The sequence below is a fragment of the Mucilaginibacter sp. P4_A11 genome (genome assembly GCF_056402535.1).
The window spans coordinates 90,067-108,557 of record NZ_JBFUHE010000014.1; the positions used below are offsets into that span (position 1 = coordinate 90,067).

Below are 18,491 nucleotides of genomic sequence, written 5' to 3' on the forward strand. Positions count from 1 at the left end.
TAATCAGGTAAATCATGGTTCAGATTTGCCGAACTTTTTTTTATATTTTTATACCAAACACTAATGCCTGCGTTATGTTGAGTAAAATGTTTAATATTTGTCACTAATACTGATACCCCACGTATAACTCAATGAGCAAAGTATTTACTATTACCGAAGGTTTGGAAAACATGGGGGCTTTACGAACGGGCGGTCAGGGCTCTGTTTATAAAGGCCGGCGTTATGGGCCAATTATCACAGCGGTAAAACTCCTGCCCACACCTATTCACACCGAAAGCACCGACGATAAAAATTTTCGCAATTTTCAGAACGAGGTTGAAAAACTAAAAAAGGTAAACGAAGAACCTAACCCCAATGTGGTTAAGATCCTTAATTCGGGCATTACCGAAAGCGGTTCGTTCCCGTTTATCGAAATGGAATACATTGATGGCCCCGATCTGGAAGATCTGCTGAAACCACCTCATGAGGCTATCTTCAGCATAAAAGAGGTCATCAAACTGGCCGACCAGCTGGCTAACGCTTTATCGCACTGTCATAAAGTGTCGGTGAAGCATGGCGACATCAAGAGCAATAACGTAAAGTTCAACGTACACACAGGCAACTATGTATTGCTTGATTTTGGTCTTTCGGCTATGTCTGATGATCAGCGCCGTACCAGTATCCGCCATGCCGGGGCTATTGAATTTATGGCGCCCGAGCAGAACGAAGGTTTAATGTATTTCCAAACGGATGTATACAGCTACGGCATCATCCTGTATGAATTATTGGCCGGACAGGTACCTTTCCCTTTAAAAGATAACGGCGAAACTGCCCGCAATGCTGTAATGCTGGCCCATATGGAGTCGGAAATTCCCGATGTAATGGAGCTGCGCCGCAAAAACCTGCCCGAAAGCTGGTCGGACGAGCAGAAGGAAATGCAAATGCAGGTGCCTGCCTGGTTGCTGAAAGTGGTAGCCAAATGCTTGCAAAAAGATATCACTAACCGATATGCCAACGGAATTGAACTGCAGGAAGCTTTAATGCAGGGCAGCATTGGCGCTATCAGTCCAACACACCCTGATGAATCATGGAACACCGAAGTTTTATTGAAAGAAAATGAACGCCTGCAGGGACTGGTGCTGTATTACCAGGAAAACGAAAATAAGCAACCTGCACAGGTAGTTAACACAACACCTGTTGATCCCAAAGCGGTTCGGATGTCAAAGCCAATCTTCGTTATGTTCATCATTTTGCTTTGCGGTTTTACCGTATTTTCGGCAGTAGTAATGGATAAGTTTGGCGGTCGTATTTATCATGGCGTGGTTAACAGGTTATTTAAACCTTCAAAAAAGCCGGTTGATTCTGCTGCTACAAAAGTCATTCTACCTGCAAAAAAAGACTCGGTTGAGACCAAGCCCAGTGATTTCAGGGACGAGAGCAATATCCCGCCGGAAGTCGATTCAACTGCCGATTCGATATTGCGTAACATACAACGTGCAAAACAACAAAAAGAAGATACCCAATTTTATCGCGACAGCGTGAAAAAAGCTGATACTTCTAACTTAAACTTTTAATGATTTAGCAGATACGAAATGGAACCTAAATCAACATTTTGGAAACGGATAGGCCTTCAGGACTGGTTTTTACCTAACGGTAAACCTTTAAATGCGGAGGCTGTAAAAATAAAAGCGCTTACGCCTGATGATGTGTATTTATACATCATCGAAAAATTCAAAGAGTCGATCAAACAGCTTTCGTTTGCCGACAGGATAGTTTTTTACCACGAGTTTATCATCAGCTTTAACGAGGAAGATTACCAGGACTTTGTGAACAACCGTTCGGGTTTATTCGGGATTATCGTTAACGAATCTGTAAAAAAATTCTATGAGTTGCTGCGCGAACACCAGGAAGTAGGCAAAAAAGTAGAACCATCAAGTTCAAAATGGGTGTTCAGGCTGGTATCCCACCCTGATTACAAACGCGGTGACAAGGGCTTTATAGGCAAACTGCTGCCCGGCACAAGCACCAAAAAGGAAGAGAACCTGCGGGTTACTTTTATTCCGCGCCAAACAGGTGTTGCCCAAACGCTGGATATCAGTAACGAAGTGTTAAAAGGCTTCACCTATTACAGTGAAGGCTACTACGAACTACCTTACGCTAACGATCTCCATTATAACGAAAAGGAAGTATCCAAACCAGGTAATAAAGTATTGGCCCGACTGGAAACTATTATGCCCGACAAGCAATTTGTAGGCCGCAAGGTTGAGTACCTGGTAAAGGATGATGATATTGTGGTATCGGGCAATGATGAGGAAAGGGACGAGCAGGCAGTGTTTAAAGTACCATCGGAGTGGGTGAACACCCCGCACCTGCGCATCAGGCTAAACAAAGCCGATGGTAAGTTTTACCTGGCATCCTTTGGCGAGCGTACCCTGATCAATGAGCTGGAAGTGGCCGGAAGCGATGTAAACTCACCGCAATGGGTGGAGCTGCCGTTCAACTCCAGGATCTTGCTCAATGGTATAGTAGGTATCAACATATTTAAACCCGAACCATAATGTCACAGATATTATCAATAGGGCTACTGGCTGTATGTGTGCTGTTATTGGTAGCTCATTTTATCGACATAAAAAAATCCAGTTAAAACCATGGCAAATAATTTTTTCGGGATAACAGATACCGGTAAGCAAAGGCAAAACAACGAAGATGTTTTTATTGCCGAAAAATCGGGCGATGGTAATTTCATCATAGCCTGTGTGGTTGATGGGGTTGGTGGTTATGCAGGAGGTGAAATAGCTGCCGAAATTGCCCGCGCCACCATCCTGGAGCAACTGCAGTTTATCGCAGGCGATATTATACCGCTGCTTGTAAATACGTTTGCCATTGCCAACCAGCGCATCTACGACGAAAAGGTACAGAACAAAGATCTTGAAAATATGGCCTGCGTACTCACGCTGGCCGTGGTGGATGTGATCAACAATAAGTTTTACTATGCCCACGTTGGCGATACACGTTTGTACCTGCTGCGCGATTACTCGCTGATCAAGATCTCAAAAGACCATTCTTTTGTGGGCTTCCTGGAAGATTCGGGCAGGCTGACCGAAGAAGCGGCCATGGATCACCCTAAACGTAACGAAATTAACAAAGCACTTGGTTTTGCCGGCCAGATCAGTCAAGACCCAGATTTTGTGGAAACAGGTAACTCGCCGTTTTTGCCGGGCGATATCCTGCTCATTTGCAGTGATGGCTTAACTGATTTGGTTGATAAAGGTAAGATCACCGAGATCCTCACCAGCAGCGATAACCTGCCGCAAAAAGGGAAAAGACTGATTGATGCAGCCAACAGCCGCGGCGGTAAGGATAATGTGACCGTAGTATTGGTTCATAACGATAAAGAACGCAAACAGCATAGCGCCACCAAACCGGTAGCTGCCGTAAAAACTGCTGAACAGCCGGAAGTTACCCCTGCCCCGGTAAAAAAGCAGGAAGAACCCGAACCTGTAGTAAAAACAAAAAGTAATGGCGGTACGGTAGCTATACTCACCCTGCTGTGTTTCATTTTTTTAGGCGGATTTATCTGGCAGTTTAAAAAGAATGCAGATCAGGCCGCTATCCCTAAAAAAACGGATACGCTAATGGCGCAGCATATTAAAAATGCTACAGAGCTAAAGCTTCAGGATACCATTAACAAATTAAAAGGCCATACCCTGTTACTTTCAGCGGCCGATTTTCAGCAGCCAATTCTATTGAGTGATACGCTGCATATCAATAAGGACAGCATCTACATCAAAACAAAAGGCACTATTGTGTTTAAAAAAGATTCCACCTACTCGGGGCCTGCTATCGCGCTGGCTGCTAACTGTAAATATGTGGTGCTGGATAGTGTTGCCTTTGATGGTTTCGGTACGGCTATCGTTACGCACAACGATGCTTTGGTGTTAAAAAATGTGCAGTTCAATAACTGTTTAACGCCAGTGCAGGTATCGTACCTGTTCCCTAATAAAAAATACATTTCGGGCAGGTTGTTTGGCAGTATGTTCAAAACCGATTCTGTCCCGACTAAAGCTACCCACTAATAAATGGCCAAGGAAAATCCAAAAGTACCCGGCAGGAGAATGGAACGGCTGTTCCTGCTGCTTACAGGCATATTGCTGGCCGTTTTATTTGTAAGGCTGTACAGTGTATTACAACTTAAGTTTACCGATGTTGATAAGCGACTGAAAGATGGCACCATCGTAAACCTTAACTCGCCCAATACCGCTCAAAACGTAAAAGCCTTACTTAAAAAAGGCTACTACTTTGATGACCCGCGGGATGTGGATTACATCGAAGCGGTAATTGCATCGCGTAAAGCAGCTGGCGAGCTGGTTGATAACACCGGTGAGCTCAATAAACGCAAATACTACGTAAATGCCGATGAGGCTTTTGAAAAAGGCGGCGAAACTTTTAAGAAACGGGTGCTCACCTCCCGCACGCTATTAGGCTATACAGGCGACGATTCAACCCGCTTTGAGCAGGAATTGAAAAGCCCGCCTGCTTTAGGCGCACAAACAGATCTTAACCTCGGCGAATACAGCATTAAAGGTACTATCCAGCATAAAGGCGAGCCCATACCCGGTGTATTGATAAAGCTGACCATGATATTACCACGCGATAGTATTTTTAGCGATGAGGAAACCGGGGCAAAAACCTCATACTCCGAAAATGGATCGGCCTACAAAAAACTATATGTACTTAATGATCAGAAAAAGAAAGTACTGCAATCGTTAACCGCCTTTGCCCGTACCGATGCAGAAGGTCGCTTTGTATTTGCCAAGCTGCCAACAGGTAAAGCTTTTTCTGTATTGCCTATGCAGCCGGGCTTTGAGTTTGGTCGCTCGCAGGGTATTGATGAGCTGGATAAAGACGTAACGTTTAAATTTAACCAGGCTCCGCATAGCATCAAACTGCTCTCCACCCGCGATTTTAATATCCTGAAAAAGGAAGGTGCTTTTATTGTACGTTATCAGGATGAGTTTAACATGTGGTACTGGATCATAGCCGTTTGCTTTTTTGCCGGTTTTATCATTGTACATCTGTTACTCAGCGCCCGGTATCCTAACGCCGATCAGATCATTTTACCGCTTATCATGATGCTTACCGGCATCTCGCTCCTTACGCTGTTAAGCTTGCAGGACCCGCTGCGTGACAGGTTTTTGGCTAAGGATACGCTCATTTACCTGGGTATCGGCATAGCCGGGATCTGTATCATCCAGTTGTTTAACCTGCGTAAGCTTAACCCTGATTCGGGCTTTTACCGTTTGCTTATTTTTAAATGGAGCAGGACTGCAGCCAATGGCTGGCCCTGGGCTATTGTAGCCATGGCCATACTGTTCTCTACCATTTTGTTTGGTACTGGTCCGGAAGGCAGCGGTGTTAAAGTAAACCTGCTGGGTTTTCAGCCAAGTGAAATTGTTAAATATCTCATCGTTATTTTCCTGGCGGGATTTTTTGCCACGAACGAAAAGTTCATCAGTCAGTACGCCAGTTGGAGCAAGCGCTGGTCGTTCTTTTCATTCGCGCTTATAGCTACTGTAATCACCCTGCTGCTGTTTTTGGTTTTGGGCGATTTGGGCCCGGCCATGGTGATCTGTTTTACGTTCATCATCCTGTTCTCGTTTTCGCGGGGCGATTTCCTGTATATGGCAGGCTTTGTGGTGTTGTTTGTACTCACTACATGGTTTTTTGATAATATCTGGCTTAGCGCAGGTATTACCTTCTTTTCGCTTGGGGGCGTTGTATTTTTCAGGCGCAGGAGGCTGAGCGAATCTGCCATTATGGCTTTGGTGGTGATCACCGCGTTTTTAACCATCGATAAAATCCCCGGTCTTGATAAAATCATCCCCGGTCCGGTTGAGCGTTTGGTTGAACGTAAGGCCATTTGGCAGGACGCCTGGAACAACGAAGTTTACGGCGGCGACCAGGTAGCTAACGGCCTCTGGGCTATGGCCAGCGGAGGTTTAAGCGGACAAGGCGTAGGACAAGGTTTTGCCAAAACCATCCCCGAGGCCCATACAGACATGATCCTGCCATCCATCGGCGAAGAATTTGGCTGGGCTGGTATGGCCGCAGTGTTTATCCTGTTTTTGCTGTACCTGCATCGATCAATCATTATAGGCAGGCAAACGGGAATGCCCTTACTGTTTTATCTCAGTGCGGGCATAGGTGTATGTACCTTTGTGCAGTTTTTGCTGATAGCGGGCGGATCTATCGGGGCGTTGCCTTTGTCGGGGGTTTCCCTGCCATTTGAAAGTTACGGCGGTTCGTCATTGGTGATTAACCTGCTGGCAGCGGGTTTCCTGTTGTCGGTATCATCGGTAAGGGGCACAGCTGTACAAATGGATTATATCACCAAGCAGCAGGATAAAAACCTGGTGCCTGCTTTGGCAGCTGCACTGGCCGGCGTTGTATTGCTGATGGTCAATGTATCCCGATATACTACAGATAATAAACAATGGGTCGTAAAACCGTCTTTAGTTGCAGATAAAAGTGGTTTGCGGATGTTCAGCTATAACCCGCGTATTGCGATTTTGATGAACAAGTTGCAGGCCGGTACGATCTATGACCGTAATGGACTTATCCTGGCTACCAGCAAACCTGAGCTCATCGAAAAACAAAAGAATAAACTTAGCGCATCCGGCATGCTGCATTATGATTTGGATTCGGCTATGCACAAGCGTTTGGATAGATTTTACCCTTTTGAAGAACAAATGTTTTTCTGGACGGGCGATCAAAATACCGGAGTTTTCAATGGCAGCACCAACGGTTATTTTGCCGAATATGAGCACGCCGCCGAGCTTCGCGGGTTTCATATGCCTATTACCAATTACAACGTAAAGGCATCACGCTACCAGGAAGACAGGTTTTTGCCACGCGGTATGAAGGAAATGACCGTAGCCAAAAAGGATTACAGCGCATTGGCCAACCTGCTCATCAGCGATATCAACGGCCCTGAAGTAAATGCATTTAAAAATAAAAACCGCGATGTAAAGCTCACCATGGATGCCGATCTGCAAACAAGCATCCAGCAATCCATCGCATCGGATACTTCGCTGTATGATAACAGGGTGTCAGTAGTGATAGTTGAATCTAACACCGGCGATGTACTTACCTCTGCTCAATATCCGTTGCCACCGGTTCATAACTGGGACCAGCTTACCATGCCGCTGGCCGATCAGAATAAACTCGCTACCTGGCTAACCACTACCGATCTGGGCTTTACCTATGCCAGTCAGCCAGGCTCAACTGCCAAGGTTTTAACAGCAATGTCGGCATTTAATAAGTTAGGAATAGCAGCCGCTGATGTAGAGTATCATGTAAGCACCGAAGAACGGATCCGTACCAAAGGCATCGAACCGGACGAAACCGGCATGATCACCATGGAACGGGCAATTGCCAAATCAAACAACGTATATTTTATCAAACTGGCCAACCAGGAACATCTTGAGGAGTACATGGCCACGCTGTACCTAAAAACCGGTATGTTTTTACACGGCGTAGGTGGTTACTATTATAATAAACCGGTACTAAATGTTACCCAGGAAGATAAGTGGCGCGCCTTATGGCGTAAAACCGAATTTAATACCAAACCGCGGTACGATCCTAATAATATCCATAAAACAAGGGCCAAAGGTATTTCGGGCATGGCCTGGGGACAGGGCGAACTGATCGCTACCCCGGCGGCTGTTGCAAGGCTGGTATCCGGCGTGGCCAATAGTGGTGTATTGATGCCTAACAGGTATGCACTAAAAATTGCCGACTCGACAGTGGCGGTAAAAAGTGGTATCAAACTGGCCGATGATCCGCGTTATGCGGCTTTGTTAAAACAATACATGATTGAGCAAAGTGCGCCTAAAACTCCTATATTAGGTATAAAGGTAGCCGGTAAAACAGGTACGCCAGAGCGTATTGTCAGGAACCAGAGTGTTAACGATGGCTGGTATGTTTTCTTTGCACCAAAAGAAAAGGGCAGCGGTTATATAGTGACATGTATCCGGGTTGAGTCGACCCGTGGATCGTCAGATGCGGTGCATCTGGCAGGAAACCACGTGATCCCATTCCTGTTAAAGAAAGGCTATATTAAAAGCATGGAAACGGAAACCACTACCGAAGAATAGTGTTTAAGCAGAAAGGAAAGAGCAAATGGCATTTAATTTATTTAAAAGAAGCGGCGAAAAACAACCCTGGGATGTTAAAAGTTTACGTGAAGCCATATTACGCTTCATAAAAGAATCGTTGCAAAAGATAGAGGGCGGCGAAGGTGGCCATATCAAAGAGTTGAAACTTTTTATAGCCTCAGATGCTGATGATAAGTCTATCTACGAAGGAGCCGTTTATGTGCACGATAAACAGCTATTCAAAAACGAAGTTCAAAAAATAGCCGACGATTTTGCTATCAATTTACCTTCGGACTGGACGCTTGACGTTGAATTTACGGAGCAGTTTCCGGCAGATGCCAGAAGGATGCACGACCTGGACGTAGCTTTTGTCATGAACACCCGTAAGCAGGTTGCCCATAATGCAGCTTCCTTTACAGCCTATTTACGGATCCTGAGTGGTGAGGCCGAAAAAGAAGAATACCTGATCAAAGCTACCGATCCTAAGCTCAACATCGGCAGGGATAAAAAGGCTGTTACCGAAAATGGCTCGTTCAGGCTTAATCAATTGGTTTTTCCGGGAGAAAGCAGGGACGACAGTAATAAATACATCAGCAGGCAGCACGCCCACATTGAATGGGATGCAGAAAGCGAACGTTTCATGATCTTTGCCGATGAGGGCGGTGTCCCTCCCCGAAACAAAACCAAGATCCATATAGCGGCCGATGGCAAAATGATCAAACTTAATTCCACCCAGATAGGGCACCCGTTAAATGAAGGCGACCAGGTGATATTAGGTGAATCGGCAGTGTTTTTATATAGTACGGTGGCAGAGCGTTAGTTTATGTAAGAGAATATATAGAGACGTTAAAAAAATAGATTCATAAAATATTATAGAAAAAAAGGCGTCATTGCGAGGCACGAAGCAATCCCAAACTATACAGGGCGGCTCTGTAAGCAGGGGATTGCTTCGTCGTCCCTCCTCGCAATGACGATATTCTTATACGATTTCAAACAGCTTCCCAATAAAGCTGAACCTAATTCTGTTGATAACACAAATCCCCACTCTCGTAGCTTATTATTAAATTTGAGGATAATTTCCTGATCCGGGAATTGGAGATATAATAACAAGCGTATGGAGTTGGAGCCTTTTCATGAACTCGTCCTTAAATTTATTGAAAATACAAACCGGCCGGTATTTTTAACCGGGAAGGCCGGCACAGGCAAAACCACTTTTCTCCGCTGGATCAGGGCGAACGTTACCAAAAATTTGGCGGTTGTGGCCCCTACCGCAGTTGCCGCCATTAATGCGGGTGGCGTAACCATTCATTCATTTTTCCAGGTACCGTTCGGTCCGCAGGTACCGGTAACCGATCATAACAAACACAGTACGCTGCTCAGGCAGGTAAGCCTCGAAAAATCAAACATATTAAAATGCCTCGACCTGCTCATCATTGATGAGATCAGTATGGTGCGGGCCGATACGCTCGACTATATTGATACCGTATTACGCCAGGTTAAAGGATCGGCACGACCTTTTGGCGGCGTTCAGTTGCTGATGATAGGCGACTTGTTTCAGCTGCCCCCGGTTTACGAAAAGGATTGGCCGGTACTCAGAAACTTTTACAAGGGCCCTTATTTTTTCGACAGCCTCGCGTTTAAACAATTTCCTGTGTTAACCTTTGAGCTTACGCAGGTTTACCGTCAGAAAGACCCGGTATTTGTGGAGATACTCAACAGCATCAGGAACGGGTATGCCAACGGCGAAATGCTGGACAAGCTAAACGCGCATTATAACCCTAACCTGAATGCCAACTGGCTTAAGGATTACGTAACCTTATCTACCCATAACCAACTGGTTAACGAAATTAACCAGCAGCGCCTACTGGAGCTTGATGGCGAAGCGCAAACTTTTAAAGCTACCATAACCGGCGATTTCCCAAAGGAGGCCTACCCTGCCGAAGAAGAACTGGTATTAAAAGTTGGCGCACAGGTGATGTTCATAAAAAATGACAGCTCAGGTAAAAAGCAATATTATAATGGCCGTACAGGGCGCATAGTTGCTATGGGGCCGGGCAACATCCGCTTAAGTTTTTTGGATGATGGTACTGAATTTGAGGTGATCCCCGAAAGCTGGCAAAATGTAAAGTATGCCCTGGCCGAAGATGAGCAAAAGGTAAACGAACAAAACAACGGTTCGTTCAGCCAATACCCGTTGAGGCTGGCGTGGGCTATCACCATACATAAAAGTCAGGGGCTTACCTTTGAAAAAGCAGTTATTGATGTTGATGCAGCCTTTGCGTTTGGGCAGGCTTATGTGGCGTTAAGCCGTTGCCGCTCACTCGAGGGCATGCTCCTGAAATCGCCGGTACGGCCCGAGAATATCCGTACCGATCCGGAGATCATCAGCTTTATGCAAAATGCCGCCATCTCTACACCCGATGAACAGCTGTTGGAAACCACCATCCGGCAAATAGCATTGGAAGAGATGAAGGATATCTTTGATTTTTCGATGCTTACCGGTGCATGGAAACAGCTTAAAACCATTATGCTGGCCAGTGAAATCAGAAACAGCCTCTTATCTGAAAACATCAACAAAACAGACCAAAACTGGGACACGGAAATCAAAAACATAGGCGACCGCTTTATCCGAAAGGAACTCGCAGCCTTACCTGATGATCAACTGATCTGGGATAACGCGCCTTTTATAAGCAGGTTAAAAAATGCAGCTAACTACTTTCTGCCAAAACTAAACACTTTTTCAGAGGCGGTTAATAGTTTCTATACTGCTGTAAATAATACCAACCCTCCGGCCGAGTTTTACGACAGCCTAAATCATTTATTGGTAAACCTGAAGGCGAAAACGGCGGCATTTGTACGCCTGCCTATTGCTACATCAGGCAGGGATGTTTTATCATCGGTACAGGAAGCGGGGATAAGTTACAAGCCGGTATATAAAAACTGGAACCCGAAATCGCTGCCAAAAGAAAAGGAAATCGTTAATCCCGAGCTTTATAAACAACTACTTAACTGGCGTAAGGCAACCAGTCTTGAACGTAAGATCCCCGAACATACATTGGTTTCAGAAAACATGCTGCGGGATATTACTGCAAAACTGCCGAGGTCACTAAACCAGCTTTCGCAGTTAAAAAGTTTCGGGGATGCTAAAGCAACAGATCTGGGCGAACCCATCCTGAAAATGATCAGGAGCTATTTAGGTGAAAACGATTTATTTTCCTAAACCGGTTATTTAAAATCTTGGGATCTCGGGGCCGTTATACGGGTTTTCGAGGGCATTTTTGATCCTCATTAACTGGTATTGGTGCCTCCAGTTATCAGGATAGTTTTTCATGTTTTTCAATAGTTGCTTAACAAAATCGGCAACATGGAGCTGAGTTGAGGCCCTGTCTAATCTTAACTCCTGGGGTAAAGTAACATTACTAAAGTATTCACTCAATTCTTCGTAGCTCATGATGCAAAAGTAAAAAAAGCCCGGCATTTTAATACCAGGCTTTTAAGTTTAATATCTTCGGGTAGCTTAAAACACGTAAAATAAACTGGCCTGAACGTTATTATTTTTAAAATCGTTGTTGATGCTGGAGATATTAAAGTTACCCACTTTTGAGAGTCCGTAAATATATCTTACACCGATACCAAGACCCAGTTTCGACTGAAAACCAATACCTCCGGCCGCTGCCAGGTCAAGTTTTTTGGCAAAATCGCCTGCGCTTAATCCCGAAACATCTTCTTTGGCTTTCATGCCTACCTGCGGACCGGCCTCAATATAAAAACCCGAGTTGGCACGGTATTTTAACAGAAAAGGCACAGAGATATAGGATAGCTTAAGGTTTTGATCGCCAAGTGCACCACCCTTAATTTTTGCACCTTGTGACGAGAATAAAAACTCTTCCTGTATCAGGAAATTATCGGTAACCTTAAACGCAACGGTAGCACCTGCGTGAAAGCCAACCAGCGGATCGGTAGGAAAACTGGCATTGGTAAAGTTGCTATAGTTGGCACCTGCCTTAAGCCCAAATTCAAGACGTGAGAGGATGCCCTGGCTGAAACCTTTAGTTGATACGAGGATTAAACAAGTTAAGATGAGAAGTAGCTTTTTCATAAATTTTTAATTTCAATATTTGAGATAATTTTTTGCGGCCCGAAAGCGCATTTGTTCTTACTTAGCGCAAAGGTGGGCCTATGAAGCGGCCCGGGAAAGGAAAAGGTAACCGAAGCGGGCAAAGTGGTGCCGGAAGCGGAAAAAAAGGATTAAAATATATTTCCTGTCAGCATGAAAAACGCTGTCATTGAGAGATAATGCATTAAACTCATATCCAGCTAATTCTAATTAAAAATCAATCAATTGGCTTTCAGCTTTATGCATTTTGCTTTCCGCTTTTATGTATCAGGCTTTTGCCAGCCAGGCAAGAAACTGGGAGGCCTTGCCCTTACTTACCACAATTTTTTCACTGAATGCGATATTGAGGTTGAGCGACAGCTTACGGGAAAAAAAACTGGAAACGTCAATAATAGCTTTTCTGCTAACTAAAAATTGCCTGTTGGCCCTGAAAAAGTGGCTGCCGCCTGCCTTCTCCAGTTCGTCCAGGTTTTTGTTAGGATAAAAGGTCCTGCCTGAAAAGGTTAATAAATGAGATACCTCGTTGGCAAGGTAGATCAACGCTATATCCTCCAATTTTATCGGGATGATCTTATCTTGGTGATAAACTAATACTGACGATGGCTTGGGTGTTTCCTTTTTGGCCAGCAGTTCCATAAGAACCTCATATTGCGGCGGCTGATGTACCTGGAATACTTTTCTTAACTGACCATAGCGTTCAAGGGCCTGCTGCAGGGTTTGTGTTGTGAAAGGTTTTAAAATGTAATCTATTCCATTTGCTTTAAATGCATCCAGCGCGTATTCATCATATGCCGTACAAAAAATTACGGGAACATCAATAGGCATTGCTGTAAAGATCTCGAAACTTAAACCATCGCCCAGCTGAATGTCACTGAAGATAAGGTCGATATTGTTACTATCTGAAAAGTACGTAATGGCTTCTTTTACAGAATGAAGCTGTATTATAGTTGCCGGTTCAGTGATCAGCTGCGTTATGCTCAGTTCCAGGTCATCGGCTACTACCGGCTCATCCTCTATGATCGCTATATTCATTATTCAACAATTTTATACTTACAGAAAACGCTTCTTTATTTTCATTGATGATAATCTCGTCGCCCGATAATAGGCTATACCGCTCGGCAAGATTAGCCAGCCCATGATGAGTTGAAGTTACATTAAGATTTTTCTTTTTAAGCGTATTGGATACCACGATACGGCCTTCCGAACAAAAAATATTTACAACAAGCGGCGACTGCTGGGTTAGCTCATTATGCTTGATGGCGTTTTCCAAAAGCGGCTGTAATGAGAAAGATGGCAGGTAATGATCATTCAAAATATTGAGCGGTAAGTCGATATTACAATTTAATGCCGAACCAAACCTGATCTTTTGCATTTCCAGGTAGTCGAGCAACAGCGCCAGCTCATCTGCAAGGCTCGAGGTTTTTGCTGCATGATTATAAACAGAGGCCCTTAAAAAGTTAGCGAGGTGAACAATATAATTATCTCCCGCACCGGGATCTTTCCGGTAAAGTGCTTTGATTGTATTAAGTGCGTTAAACAAAAAGTGAGGATGGATCTGTTGTTTTAAAAGCAGATTTGTGGCTTCGGCATGGGCGTTTTTGATTTGGGAAAGCTCCAGATCGGCATGTGACTTATCAGCCTGCAGGATCACAAAATCCTGTAACAGGATAATCACCGTATTAACAAGAATACTGGAAAAAACAAATATCAGCAGATAAACCGGGAAAGGATATAAATTACTTTTGTGCTCAAAATAATCAAACACAGGCGCCAGCATCAGGTATATAGTGGCACTTGCAGTGTAAGTAAAAAAATAACGGTATCGCCTGAGTACTTTTCCCTGGGCGTTGCTTTTGCGTGTGAGTAAAATTAATATAGTTACATTTACAAATGCCACTAAACCTATACCCACGGCGGTCATAACCATATAAAACACTTTGTATAGCGGTATTTCATCCATTAAAAAAATAAAATACAGCGATATGATCGCGGTAAAAGCGAATACAAGAAGCCAGTTGAGCCGGATGAGGCTTTTAATTGGTAATGGCGAAGGCATATAACTCAAAGATAGTTAATCGGCATATGCACCGTATCAATTTGCGCCCGAAGCGGGCAAAAAGGAGGCTGAACGTACTTTTAAATGGTTTAATAAAATTTTTTTGTTACAAACAAGCCAAATGCAAATGGCTTCATACTATACTCATTTTTGATGTGTATCTTTGTTTAACATTATTTAACTATCATTCGCTTGGAGTTTCGCGTTTGCTTTCTTTTATTTATAAGCGTAATGCTGGCATTGTTATCCTCAACTAAAATCCGCAGAATATTATTTATCTGCCTGTTTATCTTTATTTTACCTTCTGCCCTATTGGCGCAAAATCTTTTTTTGCAAAAGGTGGAGATGTGTAATATCACTAATTATTGCATGGACTGCGGTGACGTCAAGGCCAGCTGTGACCAGCTTGCTATTGATTTTGTATCTGCCAGGATCAATAACCGTTACCTGCTGAAAGATGCTACAGGTGCAATAACGTTTCAGGTGATAGTTGATGAACGTGGTTTTAGCTGTGTGCTCAGTCATAATGATGCTACCAAAAGCGCCCTCACCAACGAATTGATCACCTACCTTAACGGCTGTATCTGGAAACCGGCCAAAATAGACGGTAAACCTGTAGCTTCATCGGTAAACGTAATATTTCGCTTTATAAGCGGCGGCGTTTATGGCCAGGTACAAAGGCTTGACCTTACCGAAATGAAACCTCCCGGCGATCCAATCATTTACAATAAGACTGTAACCTACGCCAACCCCTCGTTAAAAAACTACGACTTTACGATATGGACAAAATATAACTCGCCCCTAGTTGATAATATCAGCAAATCAGCAGCTATGGATCAATCAGACCTGTTATGGTATGCTACTGAAAAAGGCATGACCCGTTTTGAGGGTACCACATTTATCCCGGTTAATGAATACAATTCGCCTTTCCAGTCTGATGCCAACATAAAGGAAGTAACCATTGACAGGGATAATAACAAATGGGTTTATTCTGATAACAAGATATTTATGTATGGCAGCGGAGGCTGGCAGCTGTTTGATTTTAAACAGTTTTTGGCAGGCGGGGTAAACCAGGTGCTGAACAGCCGCAACGGCGAATTACTTTTCACTACCCAAAACGGCCTTGTTGTAAAAAGGAAAGATAAAGTAGTTGTGATAAACAAGAAATCGATGCCCGAAATGCCGTCAAGCAATGTGCTTTTTGCCTATGTAGATAGCCAAAAACGACTTTGGATCGGCACGTCAAAAGGCACCATTATGATTGATAAAAGCGTTATCACCTCATTTAACAGCCTTAATAATACCCCGCTAAAAAATGCCAGTATTTCGGGTGCCGTAGAGGATGAAAAAGGAAATGTATACTTCTCACTGGTTGATTGCAATAAGCAATCCGGCGAAAGTGATAGTGATAAAGAAGGTGTAGCAGTATTAAAGTTCAATGGTAACTGGCTTCACTATAACGATAAAAACTCGGGCATGCCTGCCAACCATGTTAATACCATGCTGTATGATAAGTTTGAGCATGTTTTATGGATGGGGACAGATGAATCGGGCATAGTACGGTTTGACCTTAATGATGGCTGGGAAAATTATCACAACAACAATTCACCGCTGCCTGGCTTTACCATTTACCAGATGGTACAGGATTCTAAAGGCATTATTTATGCCACTACTGCCAATGGGCTGTTAAGGATCAGGAAAAAGTCGGGGGCTTAAAACTATATCAACCGCATATTATCCAAATCGTTTAAACTTTTTATAAACAAATCTGCTTACATTTGTTTATGATGCAGTTTGAAAGATACAAAGGGATCCATCCCGGCCTGGTGCTTGAAAGGGAGCTCAAAAAACGAAACCTTAGTCAAAGGCCATTCGCGCTTTCGCTTCCTGAACACCCTCAAACTTTTAATGCTATAATTAAGGGTAAACGAAACCTGAATACAGCGTTAGCACTGAAAATTGAAGCAGCCCTTGCTCTGGAAGAGGGCACTATGATGATCCTGCAAGTGTATCACGACATAAAAAAGGAAAAACAAATTACTTCGGCCCAACCCGATCTTTCAGTCATTCGTAGAGTTATTTTCTGGGATACAGACCTCAATAACATTGATTGGGACAAACATTATAAATATGTCATCAGGCGTGTTTTTGAGCGTGGTAACGAAAAGGAAAAGCAAGAAATATTACGCTTCTACGGAGATGATAAAATAGAGGAAGTTACAGGTAAAACAACTGCATTTCAAAACAGTCTTCCCATAATGTCACATCTAAAAAACCAAAAGTAATGTTACACTGGTATACGGTAAGTAATGTTTTAAAGGAAAGCCTGCTTACACTTATGCGTGCTAAGGAACTGGCTAACTTCCGCTTAGTTGGTGGTACTGCGTTAAGTCTGCATCTTGGTCACCGAATGTCTATTGATATTGATCTTTTTACCGACGAGCCTTATGGTACAGTTGATTTTGAAGCAATAGAATATTTTCTAAAAAAATCATTCAACTATTTAAGCGGAGATTTTGGCATTAACCCTGGCATGGGCAAATCATACATGATCGGAACTGATCAAAATAATGCCATCAAATTAGATATTTTTTATGCTATGGATCCGTTCTTTCAGCCCCTAACTGAGCAAGAAGGTGTCAGAATGGCTACAATTGAAGAACTCATTGCAATGAAAGTAGATATAATTCAGAGGGGCGGAAGAAAAAAAGATTTTTGGGACCTGCATGAATTACTTACCGATTACGATATAAACACAATGATCTCTTTACACGGTAAACGATTTGAGTGGACTCATGACCAGGCTCTTATTATTAAAAACTTTACCATGTTTGATGATGCCAATCTGGAACCTGACCCTATCTGCCTCCGAAACAAGGAATGGGCGTTTATAACTGAAGATATAGAGTACGCAATTGCAAACAGATAGACTGCAAGACTTGTAAAAACTTTTATATCAACACGACTCTCCGTTTACAAAAAACAACGCCCCGGATCTCACCCCGGGGCGCTTCATAGTATAAAATTATACTAATCAACTAAATCTCAATTTATCATTGAGAATCGGCTGGCTATTTCCTGTTGTGATATTAATTCACTCTCCTGAAATCGGCATTAGTGATCTTGATCCCGGTTGTGCCCAGCGTTGAACCACCCGAACGGATCAGCACATAAGCAGTGCCGCTTGTAGGGAAAGATACAACATTACCGCTACCCGCACATGATATCGACGATAACAAACCGTTAAAAGGCGATTTACCGCAGCCATTCCAGGTATTCAGTGCTATACGGGTGCCGCCATCGGCATAGTCGCTTGCTTCAGAAGGTACCGCCCGGCCAACATAAACCTCAAACCAGCAATCGGTAGCGCCCGATCCGGCAACGTTCATATCAATTTTGTATTTCTTATTGGCCCTTACTTCAACAGCCTGAACAATGCCCTGCTGGCCCCAGTTACCGCCGGTTGCTAATACGCTGCCATCGGTGTTTACTTTAAAAGTCACACCATCACCGCGGTGATAGATCTGCCATTTAGTATTATCTATCAGGTTGGTTTTAGGGGTGATTGCATCAATCAAATCTGCAACATTGAAGTAAATAATGGCCTTGCTCATATCCGCATTTACTTCCTGTTTTGACGAGTTGGCAATTTTAATACCCAGAGCAGCTATTTTACCATCATACTTGTTGAGGCTGGCAATTTTTATTTTAGGTGTGATACTACCTTTCATAATATTGTTGTTCAGCGCAACGGTATCTTTTGCATCCAGGGTATAATCTGCAGGGTCGAGCAATACGGTATTGGCCGGCAATGTTCCGGCGGTTATTAAACCGGCAATAGCGCTGTTATCTGTGCTTACATCAACGGTTAACGTTTCAAAATTTGATTCGCCGCCGCGGTATACCGGGATGGAAAAGTTTACCGTACTTTTTGCACTGTCAACCTTAAGTGAGCTTCCGGCCATTACGTCAACAAGGCTATTTGGCTTTTCAGAATCGGGCAGGTATACCTTTACCTCAGGATTTGATTTTACACCGTTCAGGTGCTCCTGTTTGCAGCCTGCAATTCCCAGCAACAGGCACGCTGCCGAAAATTTTACTAATGATGCATTAATTTTCATGAAAATATTTTTTACATTATTAATTTAATCCATTGACAGATCATCGCCCCGAAACAAGGCGA

General features: G+C 43.6%; 14 protein-coding genes. 9 read left to right on the forward strand and 5 right to left on the reverse strand.

What is annotated here, in order from left to right; all coding sequences use genetic code 11:
• Nucleotides 1–131: 131 nt before the first annotated feature.
• The 6 genes from AC1DUD_RS23755 to AC1DUD_RS23780 all read left to right on the forward strand — a co-directional run bounded on the left by AC1DUD_RS23755 (nt 132) and on the right by AC1DUD_RS23780 (nt 11,355).
• Entirely contained in the window at nt 132–1,553 is a 1,422-nt protein-coding gene (locus AC1DUD_RS23755) for a serine/threonine protein kinase (protein WP_477379042.1), read from the forward strand.
• A gap of 18 nt (nt 1,554–1,571) precedes the next feature.
• The gene (locus AC1DUD_RS23760; RefSeq protein ID WP_477379044.1) at nt 1,572–2,537 is read left to right on the forward strand and encodes a hypothetical protein; all 966 of its coding nucleotides are present in this window, start codon (nt 1,572–1,574) and stop codon (nt 2,535–2,537) included.
• Nucleotides 2,538–2,627: 90 nt separating this feature from the next.
• On the forward strand, nt 2,628–4,055 hold the full coding sequence (locus AC1DUD_RS23765; RefSeq protein ID WP_477379046.1) for a PP2C family protein-serine/threonine phosphatase: 1,428 nt from the start codon (nt 2,628–2,630) through the stop codon (nt 4,053–4,055).
• A gap of 3 nt (nt 4,056–4,058) precedes the next feature.
• A complete protein-coding gene (locus tag AC1DUD_RS23770) occupies nt 4,059–8,135 on the forward strand; it encodes an FtsW/RodA/SpoVE family cell cycle protein (protein WP_477379048.1) in 4,077 nt (1,358 codons plus the stop codon).
• 25 nt (nt 8,136–8,160) lie between these two features.
• Nucleotides 8,161–8,955 carry an FHA domain-containing protein gene (locus AC1DUD_RS23775; RefSeq protein ID WP_477379050.1) on the forward strand — a complete coding sequence of 265 codons (795 nt, stop codon included), beginning with the start codon at nt 8,161–8,163 and terminating at the stop codon, nt 8,953–8,955.
• 294 nt (nt 8,956–9,249) lie between these two features.
• Nucleotides 9,250–11,355: an AAA family ATPase gene (locus AC1DUD_RS23780; protein ID WP_477379052.1), complete on the forward strand. Its 2,106-nt coding sequence runs from the start codon at nt 9,250–9,252 to the stop codon at nt 11,353–11,355.
• Between the two features lie 9 nt (nt 11,356–11,364).
• On the opposite strand, the gene AC1DUD_RS23785 is transcribed toward AC1DUD_RS23780, so the two are convergent.
• From AC1DUD_RS23785 to AC1DUD_RS23800, 4 genes are all read right to left on the reverse strand, one after another.
• Nucleotides 11,365–11,586, reverse strand: a complete 222-nt coding sequence (locus AC1DUD_RS23785) for a DUF6965 family protein (RefSeq protein ID WP_147446062.1) — start codon at nt 11,584–11,586, stop codon at nt 11,365–11,367.
• 66 nt (nt 11,587–11,652) lie between these two features.
• Nucleotides 11,653–12,234 (reverse strand): porin family protein, encoded by a 582-nt coding sequence (locus AC1DUD_RS23790; RefSeq protein WP_477379055.1) that lies wholly within the window; start codon nt 12,232–12,234, stop codon nt 11,653–11,655.
• Between the two features lie 285 nt (nt 12,235–12,519).
• Nucleotides 12,520–13,284 carry a LytR/AlgR family response regulator transcription factor gene (locus AC1DUD_RS23795; protein ID WP_477379057.1) on the reverse strand — a complete coding sequence of 255 codons (765 nt, stop codon included), beginning with the start codon at nt 13,282–13,284 and terminating at the stop codon, nt 12,520–12,522.
• Nucleotides 13,259–14,308 (reverse strand): sensor histidine kinase, encoded by a 1,050-nt coding sequence (locus tag AC1DUD_RS23800; RefSeq protein ID WP_477379059.1) that lies wholly within the window; start codon nt 14,306–14,308, stop codon nt 13,259–13,261. Before AC1DUD_RS23800 ends, AC1DUD_RS23795 begins: the two co-directional genes overlap by 26 nt.
• A gap of 369 nt (nt 14,309–14,677) precedes the next feature.
• On the opposite strand from AC1DUD_RS23800, the gene AC1DUD_RS23805 reads away from it, so the two are divergent.
• From AC1DUD_RS23805 to AC1DUD_RS23815, 3 genes are all read left to right on the forward strand, one after another.
• Nucleotides 14,678–16,024, forward strand: a complete 1,347-nt coding sequence (locus tag AC1DUD_RS23805; protein WP_477379061.1) for a ligand-binding sensor domain-containing protein — start codon at nt 14,678–14,680, stop codon at nt 16,022–16,024.
• A 68-nt stretch (nt 16,025–16,092) separates the two neighbouring features.
• The gene (locus tag AC1DUD_RS23810; RefSeq protein ID WP_477379063.1) at nt 16,093–16,593 is read left to right on the forward strand and encodes a helix-turn-helix transcriptional regulator; all 501 of its coding nucleotides are present in this window, start codon (nt 16,093–16,095) and stop codon (nt 16,591–16,593) included.
• Nucleotides 16,593–17,237 (forward strand): nucleotidyl transferase AbiEii/AbiGii toxin family protein, encoded by a 645-nt coding sequence (locus AC1DUD_RS23815; protein ID WP_477379065.1) that lies wholly within the window; start codon nt 16,593–16,595, stop codon nt 17,235–17,237. The genes AC1DUD_RS23810 and AC1DUD_RS23815 overlap by 1 nt, the downstream gene beginning before the upstream one ends.
• Nucleotides 17,238–17,397: 160 nt before the next feature.
• Here the strand turns inward: AC1DUD_RS23815 and AC1DUD_RS23820 are convergent, their stop codons facing one another.
• On the reverse strand, nt 17,398–18,429 hold the full coding sequence (locus tag AC1DUD_RS23820) for a DUF1735 domain-containing protein (RefSeq protein ID WP_477379067.1): 1,032 nt from the start codon (nt 18,427–18,429) through the stop codon (nt 17,398–17,400).
• Nucleotides 18,430–18,491 lie beyond the last annotated feature (62 nt).